The following is a 12,391-nucleotide window of genomic DNA, read 5'->3' on the forward strand; positions in this document are numbered from 1 at the left end:
GGCTACCCGACCATTTGACTACCCGACTATCCGACTATCTTCCATCCATCCACGTCAAAATCAACTCCTTCGCCGCCTTCACCTCATCCACCCGGCCAAAGGGCGTGGCATGGGGGGCGCTGTGCAGCACTTCGGGGTTGGTATGGGCTTCCCCGGCAATCTGCAGCATCGCCTCGGCAAAGGCATCTAAGGTTTCCTTGCTCTCGGTTTCGGTGGGTTCGATCATCAGGGCTTCGTGCACGATGAGGGGGAAGTAGTTGGTCGGCGGGTGGAAGCCGAAATCCATCAGCCGCTTGGCAATATCCAGCGCGTGGACGTCGGGGGCATCTTTCCAGCGGCCTTCGGCCACGAATTCGTGCATGCAAATGCGGTTGTAAGGGATGTGGTAGACATCCTGCAGGCGCACGCGCAGGTAGTTGGCGTTGAGCACGGCGTCTTCGGCCACCTGCCGCAGGCCGCCTGCACCCAGCATCATGATATAGGCAAACGCCTTCACCATCACGCCAAAGTGCCCGTGGAAGGGCTTGACGCGCCCAATGCTCTTGGGCGGCATCCGGAAGCCGTACAGGGGCGGCAAATCGTCGGTGGCCTCCTCTTTGACCACCACCACCGGCCCCGGCAGGAAGTCGGCGAGGTGCGGCGCACACACCACCGGCCCGCTGCCCGGCCCGCCGCCGCCGTGGGGCGTGGCGAAGGTCTTGTGCAGGTTGAGGTGCATTACATCGAAGCCCAGTTCGCCGGGTTTGGCAATGCCCAGCAGGGCGTTCAGGTTTGCCCCATCGCCGTAAACCAGCCCGCCCGCGGCGTGTACGGTTTCGATGACTTCCAGCAAACGCTCCTCGAACAGCCCTAAGGTGTTGGGGTTGGTGAGCATCAGCCCGGCCACGGTGTCGTCGCATTCCGCTTTCAGGGCGGCCAGGTCAATGTTGCCGCGCTCGTCTGAGGGAATTTCCACCACCCGGAAGCCGCTCATGGCCGACGACGCAGGGTTGGTGCCGTGGGCGGAATCGGGCACCAGGATTTTGTTGCGCTGCGTGTCGCCGCGATCCTGATGGTAAGCCCAAATCATGTGCACGCCGGTCAGTTCGCCGTGGGCGCCTGCGGCAGGCTGCAAACTGCACGCCGCGAAGCCGGTGATTTCCTGAAGGGCTTCCTGCAATTCGTACATCAGCCGCAGCGCGCCCTGGGCGGTTTCCTCGGGCTGCAAAGGGTGCAGGTGGGCAAAGCCGGGCAGGCGGCTGACGGCCTCGTTGATTTTCGGGTTGTACTTCATCGTGCAGGAGCCGAGGGGGTAGAAGTTGATGTCCACCGCGTGGTTGAAATGCGAAAGGCGGGTGTAGTGGCGCACCACGTCCACCTCGGAAACCTCCGGCAGCGGCAGGTCTTCCCGCAGCAGGCCTTCAGGCAGGGGCGCGGCGGGCACATCCAGGTCGGGGAAGCGCACGCCTTCCCGCCCCGGCGAGGAAAGTTCAACAATAAGGGGTTCTTTCACCTTGAGGGGCATCAGTGCACCTCCCCTAACGCTTCGGCCAGCAGGTCAATGGCCTCGCGGGTGTTCATTTCGGTGACGGCCACCAGCAGCACATCCCGGAATGCCTCGCCGTAAACCTCGCCCAGCGGGTAGCCGGCGATAATGTCGTGTTCCAGCAGGTGGGCGGCAATCTCGTCGGCGGGGGCGGGGCAGCGGAGGGCAAATTCGTTGAAAAAGGGCGTTTCGGGGAACACAAGCGCGTAGCCGGGCAGCGCCGCCAGTTTGCGGGCGGCGTAGTGGGCGCGGTGGTAGTTGAGTTCCGCCACCTTCCGCAGGCCGCGCTTGCCCAGCAGGCTAAGGTACACCGCCGAGGCTAAGGTCATCAGCCCCTGGTTGGAGCAGATGTTGGAAGTCGCCCGTTCGCGGCGGATGTGCTGCTCGCGGGCGCTGAGGGTAAGCACATAAGCGCGCTGGCCGCGACTGTCCACGGTCTGCCCCACCAGACGGCCGGCCATCTTGCGGACATACTTTTTGCGGGTGGCGAACAGGCCAAGATACGGCCCGCCAAAGGAAAGCGGAATACCGAGGGGCTGACCTTCGCCGGTGACGATGTCGGCACCCATCTCGCCCGGCGGCTTGAGCAGCCCCAACGCCAGGGGGTTGACCGCCACGCCAAAGAGCGCGCCGCGGGCGTGGACTTCTTCGGCCAGGGCGGTGAAATCGTAAACCCGCCCGAAGAAGTCAGGGTATTGCACCATCACTAAGGCGGTCTGGTCGTCTACCGCGTCCAGCAGGGCTTCAGGGGGCGCGGCGGGCGGCAGGTCGTCGCCGGCAAACACGATGGGCGAGCCTTGCGTGTAGGTGCGGGTGGTTTCTCGATAGTGCGGGTGCAGTGAGGGGGAAAGCACCACCTTGGGGCGCTTGCCGCGGAAGACATGGTAAGCCATGATGGCCGCTTCGGCCACCGCGGTTGCGCCGTCGTAGTGCGACGCGTTGGCAACTTCCATGCCGGTGAGGGCACACACCATGCTCTGGTATTCAAAGAGGGCTTGCAGCGTGCCCTGGGAAATTTCCGGCTGGTAGGGCGTGTAGGCGGTATAGAATTCGCCGCGGCTGAGGATGGCGTCCACCGCGGCGGGGATGTAGTGGTTGTAAGCGCCCGCACCGAGGAAGGAAAGTAAATCGCGGGCGGTTTCGTTGTCTTCGGAAAGCGCCTGCAGTTCCTCGGCCACCTCCATTTCGGTCAGCGGCGGGGGCAGCCGCAGCGCCGGGTAGCGGTAGGCTTCCGGCACGTCGCGGAACAGCTCAGCCACGCTTTTCACGCCAACGGCTTCCAGCATGGCCTTGCGGTCGGCTTGCGTAAGCGGGGAAAACATCGCGCCTCCAGGAAATGGCGAATCAGGAATTGCGAATCACGGGGTGCAAGGGGCAAGATGCAAGATGCAAGATGCAAGATGCAAGATGCAAGATGCAAGATGCAGGTTGCAAGATGCAGGGGGCAGGTTGCAACCTGCAATTTGCAACTTGCAATTTATTCTTCGCGTTCCTTGCAATACGCCTCATACGCGGCGGCGTCCATCAAGCCGTCCAGTTCGGCGGGGTCGGCGATTTCCAGTTTGATGAGCCAGGCTTTGCCGTAAGGATCTTCGTTGACCAGTTCGGGGTTGTCGTCCAGTTCGGCGTTGACGGCGACCACCTTGCCGCCCACCGGCGCGTACACATCGGCCGCGGCTTTGACGGATTCAATGGTGGCGATGATGTCGCCCTGGGCCACTTCGTCGCCTTCGGAAACCACAATCTCTACGAAGACGACGTCGGAAAGTTGATCCTGGGCGTAGTCGGTGACGCCGACAGTGCCATCGGCGCGGATCCACTCATCGTTCTTAGTGTATTTCAGGTCAGCGGGGAATTCCATGATGAACCTCCTGGCAGGGTGTAGAAAAGCAAAAGGCGCACCAGCAAGGTGCGCCCTCTGTCCTGGAACCTGAGAGATGCACGCCGACGAGGGCGCTTGCTCCTTCGGTGCCGCGCGAAGCGGGCTCTCCAGAGGGAAGGCCGACGCCGGAGTCCTTTTACCTGAGAGATTCGCCAGAGAAGTCCTCTGGCTTGCCCCTTCGGTGCTCACCTTGCGGTGAGTCTCTCCCCCGGCGTCGTTGAATTGTCTGTCTTCATTCTACGGGGGGGCAAGGGAAAAGTCAAGCCCTTGAAGTTGGTATAATGAATCCCCGTTCTTTGCCCCCTTCACTGGAGGTTCCCATGCCGTTTAGTGTTCCCCCCCGAGCATCTTTGGCTCCCGACGAACTGCGCCGGTATGCGCGCCACATTCTGCTGCCCGAAGTCGGGCGCGAAGGGCAACAGCGGCTCAAAAGCGCTTCTGTGCTCATTGTCGGCGTGGGTGGCCTGGGGTCGCCTGCGGCGCTCTATCTTGCCGCTGCCGGGGTGGGCCACCTGGGCCTGGTAGATGGCGACCGTGTGGATGAAAGCAACCTGCAGCGCCAGGTGCTCTACGCCACCGCTCAGGTCGGCCAGCCCAAAGCCTTGATGGCACGTGAACGCCTGCACGCCCTCAACCCTCACATCCAAATCGACACCTACGCCCATCGCATCACGCCAGCCAACGCGTGGGAGATTGCCTCGGAATACGACCTGATTGTGGACGGCACCGACAATTTCGCCACCCGCTACCTGCTCAACGACACCGCGGTGTTGCAAAAAAAGCCCTTTGTTTACGGCTCGATCAGCCGCTTCGAGGGGCAGGTCAGCGTTTTCTACGCCGAAGAAGGCCCTTGCTATCGCTGCATCTTTCCCCAACCGCCGGCGCGCTATCAAACCTGTGCCGAGTTGGGGGTGTTAGGCGCTTTGCCCGGCGTCATCGGCACGCTGGAAGCCACCGAAGCGCTGAAACTCATCCTGGGCATCGGGAAGCCCCTGGTCGGTCGTCTACTCCTTTACGACGCGCTGGCGATGCAATTCGACATCATTCGCCTGCGCAAGAACCCCACCTGCAAAGTGTGCGGCGAGCACCCGGAAATCACGGCCATTCTGCCGGGTTATGAAGAAGCCGCTTGTGTCAGCCAGGCGGAAGAGCCTACCCTGCCCCCCGATGCCGACCTGCCGCCAGAGGCCCTGGCCGAGCGGCTGGCAAGCGACCAGCCCCCCTTGCTCATCGACGTCCGCAGCCCGGAAGAATTCGCCTTAGCCCATTTGCCGGGGGCACGCAACATCCCCCTGGAAAGGCTGGAAGCCTACCTGGAAGCCCTCCCCAAAGGCGAGGAAATCGTCACGGTCTGCCTGCGAGGGCGGCGCTCGGCCCATGCGGCGGCGCAATTACTCAAAGCCGGGTTCCAGCGCGTCAAGCGGCTGCACGGCGGGCTGGAAGCCTGGCAACAACGCGTCGACCCGAGTTTTCCCATCTAAGCCGAGCAGCGTTTCAGCGTTTCGACGACGATTGCTCCGCAATCTCCGCTCAACGCGCTCATCCAAAAAGCAGGTTCCACGCAGGCACAGCACTCAGCACGAACCATGACGGCGGCGTCTCGCCTTTCAGATTAATCCGAGCGCAAGGAGCATTCATCCGCTTGCCCCTTGCGCTCGGCGCTTTCACTTCCTCTGTTCCCCCGCCAAATTCTCTTGGCTATACGAAATGTCGTCGCTACTACGGCGCAGGCGTCGGGGCAGGCTCTTCACCCCACAGCGGGCTGCTGAGGTATTTATAGCCTGCATCGGGCAAAATCACCACGACCATGCCTTCCTGCAACTCGGCCGCCACCTCGCAAGCAGCCCACACCGCCGCTGCCGCCGAGGGGCCCACGAACAGGCCTTCCTCACGCGCCAGGCGCCGGGCCATCGCATGCGCCTGAGCCGCCCGCACATAGCGCACCGCGTCGGGCAAGCCTGCATCGTAAATCGCCGGGCGACGGCTGGACGTCGCCATATGCTTCAGGCCGGGAATGGGTTCATCTCCGCCAGCGGGCTGGACCCCAATCAAGCGCACGTCGGGCAACACCGAGCGCAAATAGCGCCCAATGCCCGTCAGCGTGCCTCCCGTGCCGGTGCCCGCCACCACATGGGTCACCCGCCCTCCCGTCTGCCGGGCAATCTCCGGGCCGGTGGTATGGTAATGTGCCCGCCAGTTAGCGGGGTTATCGTATTGATTAGCCCAGTAATAGCGGTCGGGGTGCAGTTCCGCCTGTCGGGCTACCCACGCCATGGCGCCATCCACCCCCGCTTCGGGGTCGGTCAGCACTAACTCGGCCCCCAGGCCGCGCAACACGGCAATCCGTTCCGGGCTGGCATTGGCAGGCATAGCCAACGTCACCGGCACGCCCCACGCAGCAGCAAAAGTGGCATAGGCAATGCCCATGTTGCCCGAAGTAGCGTCGAGCAAACGCCGCCCTTGCAAACGGCCTTCGCTCAACGCCTGCTGCAGAATTTCCCGCGCGGGCCGGTCTTTCACCGAGCCCGAAGCGTTGAACCATTCCGCCTTGGCCCAAAGGCTTACCGTGGGCTTATCCGACAACAACCGCCGTAACGGCAACAGCGGCGTATTCCCCACAACCGCCCCGGCGGGCGCGTCCACCCACGAAGTCGGGGCCTGACTTTCCAGCGTTTGCAACACCATTTCATCCTCCTCCAGCAAGATCATGACCGAGAAATACAAAAACCTCGCCCAAACAAAAACGGCACGGTCGTTCCACTTGGAACCCGTGCCGCGAGGGCGAGGCTAATTGCGCTTAAACCACCTTCACCAAAGACGGCTACGGGCCCCGTCTTTGGCAACAACCAGTCTGAAAGCGCACAACAAGCAAGGGTAACATCGCTTCACACACTCCGGTGGTTATGCTCTGCATTGTACCTGATTTTGGGGAAATGTCAAAGGTTTTGCACAAGCCAATCAACCACGGTGCGATACACCTCTTCCTTGCCTGGCTCATTGTGCACCTCGTGGTACATGCCTTCCCACAACCGGAAGGTGCATTTCTCGCCTGCACGCTGGCAAAATTCGCGGCTGGCCTCGGGAGAAGTCAGGTGATCATCAGCGCCGTGCATCAACAACAGCGGCACCTTGAGGTCAGCAGCATGTTCCAGCGCCCAAAGCCCGGCCTCATACGCCTCGAGGAACATCCCCGCCGAAATACGGTCATGCACCAGCGGGTCTTCCACATAGGCCTTCACCACCACCGGGTCGCGGGAAAGGTATTCCAGCTGCAGGCCGCTGGGCTGCAACAGCGTCGGCAGAAGTTTACCCACACTGCGCGCCAGAAACACTTTATAGGCCGGTGGCTCGAAAGCCAACCGCAGCCAGGGGCCACTGGCAACCGCGCCATGCAACTTCTCGACCGGCCGGCGCAGAATGTAGTTCAACACCAAATTCCCGCCCAAACTGTGGCCGTAGAGGAAGCGCGGAGCCTCCCCAAAGCGCCGTTGCGCCTCGTCCACCAAGCGGGTAATGTCATCGAGGGCATCGGCATAAACAAAATGCCCGCGCTTGCCGCCCGAGCGCCCATGCCCGCGCAGGTCAAAGGCCAACACCGCAAAACCGGCAGCATTCAAATGCGCGGCCAAAGGGGCATAGCGCCCGCTATGCTCGCCCAGGCCGTGCACCAGGCACACCACGCCCCGCGGGGGTGTCTCAGGCGTCCACGCCCGCGCAAACAAAGGCACAGCAGGCAACAGGGTAAAGGTCTCTTCCATCACACCCTCCTCAGCGAGCGGGCACATCGTAGCAATACACAGGGTAAACTTCCTCGGTCTCTCGGAAGCCCATACGGGCATAGAGGTTGAGCGCGGCGTCGTTGTTCCCTTGCGTGTTCAGCGTCACCTGCTCCGCACCGTTGCGATGGAAAAAGGTCAACACATCGGTCACCAGCCAGCGCCCAATGCCGCGCCCCTGCGCCTCGGGGTGGACAGCCAGGCGGGCCAGATGCCCTCCCAGGGGACTGGGCGTGCTCACCTGGAAACCCACCACTTCTTTCGTGGTCTCATCCTCAACAACCGTCGCCCACACCGAGCGGCTCAACCCCACTCGGAAGGCTTCTTGCGACATGTGCCAGAAATCCCCAAAGGCAGCCGCATCCACGCGGGTTACGGCCGCGAGGTCGGCTGGAATCATGGGGCGCAAACGGAAGCCCTCAGCCGGCACCACCCTGGCAACCGGCTGGCGCTCCCATACCAGCACTTCCACGTTTTCCAAAAAGTAGAAACCGTTGTCTTCCAACAGGTGGCGGAACCACTCGGCAAACGGCATGGCCGCCACCCAGCGCAAGCCATTGCGTTTATGAATGGCTTCCAAGGCGGCCGGGAAAAGCGTTTCCCAGGCCTGATGCGGCGGCACCGCCGCTGCCGAAGCAAACAAACGCACCCACGCCACGCCTTGGGTTTCCCGCAACACCGCCAGCGCCGCATCCAGTTTCCCCAACGGGGCTTCCCAGACCACAAACCCCGGCGTGCCCGCCTTATCCAGCGGGGCCTCCCAGGCAGGGTGCTGATGAACAAACGGCTCCAGGTGCACCAGTGCTGCCAGCCGCTGGCGGTCGTCCGGGCGGCTTTCCCGCACCTCGCGGGTGACGCGCACACGGTCGTCCGTCATCACTGCTGCTTTCGCCATCATCCTCCCCCCAGCAAGCGGAAAGGCATTTTCAACAAACGCTTGAGCAAGCCCCGTTTCAGCGAACGCGGCTGCTCATCCACGGCTTGTTGCATGGCAATGAGGGCATCCATTGGTTCATTGAGGCGCAGTTGCACAGCCGAAAGGGCCTGCAACACCGCCACCCGGGCTTCGCGATCGCCGGCTTCTTCCAGCAACACGGCCGCCTGCGCGTAGGCCTCGGCGGCTTCCTGCCAGCGTTTTAAACCTTCCAGCGCGCTGCCCAGGTTGCCCCATGCCAAGCCAGCGCGGCGCACATCGCCCGCCTCGGCAAAAATCTCGGGCGTGCCCTCCGCCGCCTCCAAAGCCTCCTGCGGACGCCCCGCCTGCACCCAAGCAACGCTGCTGTTATTGCGCATTTCCGCCGCGTCCAAAGGGCGCCCACTCGCCAGGAAAGCCTCGGCAGCCGCGGCAAACTGTTGCGCCGCCTGCTCGAAAGCCTCTTCGCCATAAGCCTTCCTGGCCTGCTCTGCCAGCATTTCAGGGGAAAGGGTTTCACTCATAAGGTAATCTCCAACAACCCTTCGGCAACCGCCCGCAATTTTTCAACCGACATCTCACTTAGCCGCTGGGCCAGTTCCAGGTAAGGGCGGTTCACCGGCTGGGAAACGAATGCCCGCAGTTCGGCTGGCAATTCCAGAAAATCAGCCACCTGCCGTTGCTCGGACAGCCATTGCCCAATCGGGCCTTCCGTATCCATAAAAACCTGCACCGACACGCCTAAAACCTCCGCAAGGGTCTCCAGTTCCGGCAGAGGCACCGCGCGCTCCCCCATTTCATAAGCCCGCAAGCGCCTGACCGGAATATCGGCCTGCCGGGCTACATCTACCAGCGTGAGGCCAGCGGCTTCGCGATACTGGCGCAAAGTCACCCCCACAATCCGCTGCCGCAACGCCACCAGCCGAGCCAGATCCACAGGCTCTCGCGCGGCCAGGGTTTCCGAAAGCATTTCGCCCCCCCAGAAATGCTCTAACGGCAGCCGCAAATGATAGGCCAGGGCTTCCAATTCGGGCAAAGAGGGTGCTTTGTCACCGCGTTCATAAGCCGCCAACCGCGACGACGAAATACCCAACGCCTCGGCCAATGCTTTCCGGCTATGGCCCGAAGCCAGGCGCGCATCGCGCAACAAGATGCCCAATTTCTTCATGCGCAAAGTACGAACCCTTGCTTGATCCATAAACACTCCTCACGAGGGGGAATAACCTGCCATTTTTCCCTCACGTTCACTCCAACTTCGGGGAAGCGCAAACGTAAAACGGCTGCCCTGCCCCACTTCCGACTCCACTTCCAGCGTGACTTCGTGAGCACCAAGGATCTGCTGCACCAGGGCCAGCCCCAACCCGGTGCCGCCGTAATGCCGCACGCTGGAATCTTCCAATTGCACAAATGGCTCGAAAATCCGCATCAGGTCTTCTTTGGCAATGCCGATGCCGGTATCTTCGACCGAAAAGAAAACCTGACCCTCTTCCGGCCAAACCCGCAACCAAACTCGTCCCCCCGCAGGGGTGAACTTGATGGCATTATCCAGAAGGTGCTGCAGCACCCAGCCAATTTTCTCACCATCGGCAAACACCACCAGCCCAGGCGTGACGTCTTCCTGGAAGTCCAGCGGCTTGGCCTGCAGCCGCGGCCTGATGAGCTCGACCACCCGGCGCACGAGTTCGTCCACCGACACTACGCCGATCGAGACTGACACCGAGCCGCGCGCCAGCAACGAAAAACTGATCAGGTCCTCAATCAGGCGGTGCAGGCGTTCCGCCGACTGCCGCATGACCTGCAATGCCCGCTGCTGGTTTTCGTTGAGTTCCCCCAAAGTGCCGTCGCTCAGCAAATCCAGATAGCCAATAATATGCGTCAAAGGCGTGCGCAGTTCGTGGGAAATGTTGGCAACAAAGTTCGCCTTCAAGCGCTGGAGTTCCGAAAGGCGCGCCAGCGCCTCTTGCAACTGCCGCGTGCGTTCTGCCACCTCTTTTTCCAGGCGTTCATTGGCACGATAGAGCGCCTCTTGCAGTTGCAAAATCGTCTCGGCGATCACCCGGTCCAGGGTGTCGCGATCTACAAAGCCCAAGCGCACCAGCACCTGGCCCAGGCGAAGGGGCGTTTCGCCCTTCGCTACCTGCTCGCGCTGATAAGCCAGTGCCTGCTCCAATTGTTGCGGTGTAATCACGCCCGCCTGCACCAACCGCTCCCCCAGCCGCGGTACAAGGGCATCTGTGCCCAAGCCGCCCGACGTGGTGACCTCTGCCGGGATGTGCACCAGCCTCTCGGCCATCACGGCGGCAATACCCAGGTTCACCCCGCAATGGGGGCAATACCTATCCTCCGCGGAGACAGGTTTATCACACCGCGGGCACCGCAAGGTGGCAGAAGGGTCAGCCGTGGTCTCAGAAGGCATAACGGTTATCGCAACAGGGCTTCGGCTTTATTATAGGCCTCCAGTGCTTCGCGCAGCCGATCGGCACGCATGTAAGCATCACCCAACGCCTGGAGCAAATCGACCTCCACCGGGTAGCGTACCAGCGCTTCTTCCAGGTCGGCAATGACCTCATCGAGGTAATATTTGCGGCGTATCAGGCGCGTGTAATGCTTGACAGCCACCGCGATGTCGCCCGAGGCCAATGCTGTGCGGGCTGCCTCCAGCCAATCTGCGCCACGGCCCCGTTTACGCGGCGACTTGGATTTCGAGGCCGGTTGCGCCTGCTCAGGTGCGGGAGAGGGTGTTTCAGCCTCCGGCGGCTGCGAAGCAGGCTCTAACGCGGCTTCAGGAACCCACTCAGCCGCGCGTGCCTCTGCCGGGGCAGGCTGTTCCGGCCACGGCTGCGGCGTTTCGGTGGCTTCGCCCTCGGTGGCCGTTTCTTCAGCCGCCTCCAACGCCGCCAACCATTCGGCGACATCGTTGGCCGGAGAAGAAGGCTTTTCGTCCGCCTCTGTTTCAGAGGCAGGGGTTTCGGGGGCTGGCGTCTCTTCCCAAGCGGCTTCCGCCAGCCATTTCGGTAAACGATCTTCGTCGGCTTCGCCCTCCGTTTCAGAAGTCCTCTCTTCACTTAGCCCTGCCAGCCATTCCGGCACTTCTTCTTCGGCAGGCGCTTCGACTTCGCTCAGCACAGGGGCTTCGGCTTCGCTCAGCCCGGGCGCTTCGGCTTCAGGAGTTTCTTCCTCAGCAACTGGCGTCTCGGCTTCAGTAGGCGGCACTGCTCCTTCTTCAGCGACCGGCGCAGTGGTTTCTGGGGGCACTTCTTCTGCTGCGGCTTCCGCCAGCCACTCCGGAAGGCTCTCTTCTTCAGCTTCGCCCTCGGTTTCAGCCGATACCTCTTCACTCAGCCCTGCCAGCCATTCCGGCACTGCTTCCTCGACAGGCGCTTCGGCTTCGCTCAGCACAGGCGCTTCGGCTTCCGAAGGCGCTTCCTCCGCACTTTCGGCCATCTCCGCCACCCACTCCGGCGGTTGCTCGCCCCGCGCTTCCGGTGCAGTCAGCAGTTCCTCTTCCGCCGCACCGTGCTTCGCCGCCAGGCTCTCCAGCCACGCCAGGGCATCGTCTTCGCTTTCCGGCGGCGCTTCAGCAGCCGCTTCGGCTGTGCTCAGCGCAGGCGCTTCGGCTTCGCTCAGCCCAAGGGCTTCGTCTGCGCTCGGCCCAGGCGCTTCGGCTGTACTCAGCGCAGGCGCCTCGGCTTCGCCCGCTTCGGGCTCGGCCGTCGGCGGTTCCTCAGCCGCGGCTTCCGTCAGCCATGCCGGCAGTTCTTCTTCGCCTTCACCTTCGGCCTCAGCAGACACTTCTTCACTCAATCCCGCCAGCCATTCCGGCACGGCTTCTTCGGCAGGCGCTTCGGCTGTGCTCAGCGCAGGGGCTTCGGCTTCGAGAGATGGCGCTGCTTCTTCGGCAACCGGTGCTTCGGCTTCGCTCAGCACAGGCGCTTCGACTTCGCTCAGCACAGGGGCTTCGGCTTCCGAAGGCGCTTCCTCCGCGCTTTCGGCCATCTCCGCCACCCACTCCGGCGGTTGCTCGACCCGCGCTTCCGGCGCAGTCAGCAGTTCCTCTTCCGCCGCACCGTGCTTCGCTGCCAGGCTCTCCAGCCACGCCAGGGCATCGTCTTCGCCTTCCGGCAGCGCTTCAGCAGCCGCTTCGGCTGTGCTCAGCACAGGGGCTTCGGCTTCGCCCGCTTCGGTCTCGGTCGTCGGCGGTTCCTCAGCCGCGACTTCCGTCAGCCATGCCGGCAGTTCTTCTTCGCCTTCACTCTCGGCCTCAGCAGACACTTCTTCGCTCAATCCCGCCAGCC

General features: G+C 62.6%; 10 protein-coding genes and 1 riboswitch. Of the genes, 1 reads left to right on the top strand and 9 read right to left on the bottom strand.

Annotated features, from left to right (window positions below):
- Positions 1-34: 34 nt before the first annotated feature.
- The 3 genes from ENJ54_09750 to gcvH form a co-directional block, all read right to left on the bottom strand.
- Positions 35-1,504 carry a glycine dehydrogenase subunit 2 gene (locus tag ENJ54_09750; protein ID HFC10114.1) on the bottom strand — a complete coding sequence of 490 codons (1,470 nt, stop codon included), beginning with the start codon at positions 1,502-1,504 and terminating at the stop codon, positions 35-37.
- Positions 1,504-2,847: an aminomethyl-transferring glycine dehydrogenase subunit GcvPA gene (locus ENJ54_09755; GenBank protein HFC10115.1), complete on the bottom strand. Its 1,344-nt coding sequence runs from the start codon at positions 2,845-2,847 to the stop codon at positions 1,504-1,506. The genes ENJ54_09750 and ENJ54_09755 overlap by 1 nt, the downstream gene beginning before the upstream one ends.
- Before the next feature lie 155 nt (positions 2,848-3,002).
- Positions 3,003-3,386, bottom strand: coding sequence for a glycine cleavage system protein GcvH (gcvH, locus tag ENJ54_09760; protein HFC10116.1), 384 nt, complete (start codon positions 3,384-3,386; stop codon positions 3,003-3,005).
- A 139-nt stretch (positions 3,387-3,525) separates the two neighbouring features.
- A riboswitch (glycine riboswitch) is annotated at positions 3,526-3,626 on the bottom strand.
- 101 nt (positions 3,627-3,727) lie between these two features.
- On the opposite strand from gcvH, the gene moeB reads away from it, so the two are divergent.
- Positions 3,728-4,888 carry a molybdopterin-synthase adenylyltransferase MoeB gene (gene moeB / locus ENJ54_09765; GenBank protein ID HFC10117.1) on the top strand — a complete coding sequence of 387 codons (1,161 nt, stop codon included), beginning with the start codon at positions 3,728-3,730 and terminating at the stop codon, positions 4,886-4,888.
- A 238-nt stretch (positions 4,889-5,126) separates the two neighbouring features.
- On the opposite strand, the gene ENJ54_09770 is transcribed toward moeB, so the two are convergent.
- From ENJ54_09770 to ENJ54_09795, 6 genes are all read right to left on the bottom strand, one after another.
- Positions 5,127-6,092, bottom strand: a complete 966-nt coding sequence (locus ENJ54_09770) for a cysteine synthase family protein (protein ID HFC10118.1) — start codon at positions 6,090-6,092, stop codon at positions 5,127-5,129.
- Positions 6,093-6,343: 251 nt separating this feature from the next.
- Positions 6,344-7,165 (bottom strand): alpha/beta hydrolase, encoded by an 822-nt coding sequence (locus ENJ54_09775; GenBank protein ID HFC10119.1) that lies wholly within the window; start codon positions 7,163-7,165, stop codon positions 6,344-6,346.
- Between the two features lie 10 nt (positions 7,166-7,175).
- Positions 7,176-8,081, bottom strand: a complete 906-nt coding sequence (locus ENJ54_09780; GenBank protein HFC10120.1) for an N-acetyltransferase — start codon at positions 8,079-8,081, stop codon at positions 7,176-7,178.
- Positions 8,078-8,620 carry a hypothetical protein gene (locus tag ENJ54_09785; GenBank protein HFC10121.1) on the bottom strand — a complete coding sequence of 181 codons (543 nt, stop codon included), beginning with the start codon at positions 8,618-8,620 and terminating at the stop codon, positions 8,078-8,080. The genes ENJ54_09780 and ENJ54_09785 overlap by 4 nt, the downstream gene beginning before the upstream one ends.
- On the bottom strand, positions 8,617-9,294 hold the full coding sequence (locus tag ENJ54_09790; GenBank protein ID HFC10122.1) for a helix-turn-helix domain-containing protein: 678 nt from the start codon (positions 9,292-9,294) through the stop codon (positions 8,617-8,619). The genes ENJ54_09785 and ENJ54_09790 overlap by 4 nt, the downstream gene beginning before the upstream one ends.
- A gap of 9 nt (positions 9,295-9,303) precedes the next feature.
- Positions 9,304-10,512 carry a hypothetical protein gene (locus ENJ54_09795; protein HFC10123.1) on the bottom strand — a complete coding sequence of 403 codons (1,209 nt, stop codon included), beginning with the start codon at positions 10,510-10,512 and terminating at the stop codon, positions 9,304-9,306.
- Positions 10,513-12,391: the final 1,879 nt, after the last annotated feature.

This window comes from Chloroflexota bacterium (genome assembly GCA_011322445.1).
GTDB lineage: Bacteria > Chloroflexota > Anaerolineae > Anaerolineales > DRMV01 > DRMV01.

Coding starts and splice junctions, on each gene's coding strand:
- ENJ54_09750 (HFC10114.1), bottom strand. CDS start 1,504: ATGCCCCTCAAGGTGAAAGAACCCCTTATTGTTGAACTTTCCTCGCCG.
- ENJ54_09755 (HFC10115.1), bottom strand. CDS start 2,847: ATGTTTTCCCCGCTTACGCAAGCCGACCGCAAGGCCATGCTGGAAGCC.
- gcvH (HFC10116.1), bottom strand. CDS start 3,386: ATGGAATTCCCCGCTGACCTGAAATACACTAAGAACGATGAGTGGATC.
- moeB (HFC10117.1), top strand. CDS start 3,728: ATGCCGTTTAGTGTTCCCCCCCGAGCATCTTTGGCTCCCGACGAACTG.
- ENJ54_09770 (HFC10118.1), bottom strand. CDS start 6,092: ATGGTGTTGCAAACGCTGGAAAGTCAGGCCCCGACTTCGTGGGTGGAC.
- ENJ54_09775 (HFC10119.1), bottom strand. CDS start 7,165: ATGGAAGAGACCTTTACCCTGTTGCCTGCTGTGCCTTTGTTTGCGCGG.
- ENJ54_09780 (HFC10120.1), bottom strand. CDS start 8,081: ATGATGGCGAAAGCAGCAGTGATGACGGACGACCGTGTGCGCGTCACC.
- ENJ54_09785 (HFC10121.1), bottom strand. CDS start 8,620: ATGAGTGAAACCCTTTCCCCTGAAATGCTGGCAGAGCAGGCCAGGAAG.
- ENJ54_09790 (HFC10122.1), bottom strand. CDS start 9,294: ATGGATCAAGCAAGGGTTCGTACTTTGCGCATGAAGAAATTGGGCATC.
- ENJ54_09795 (HFC10123.1), bottom strand. CDS start 10,512: ATGCCTTCTGAGACCACGGCTGACCCTTCTGCCACCTTGCGGTGCCCG.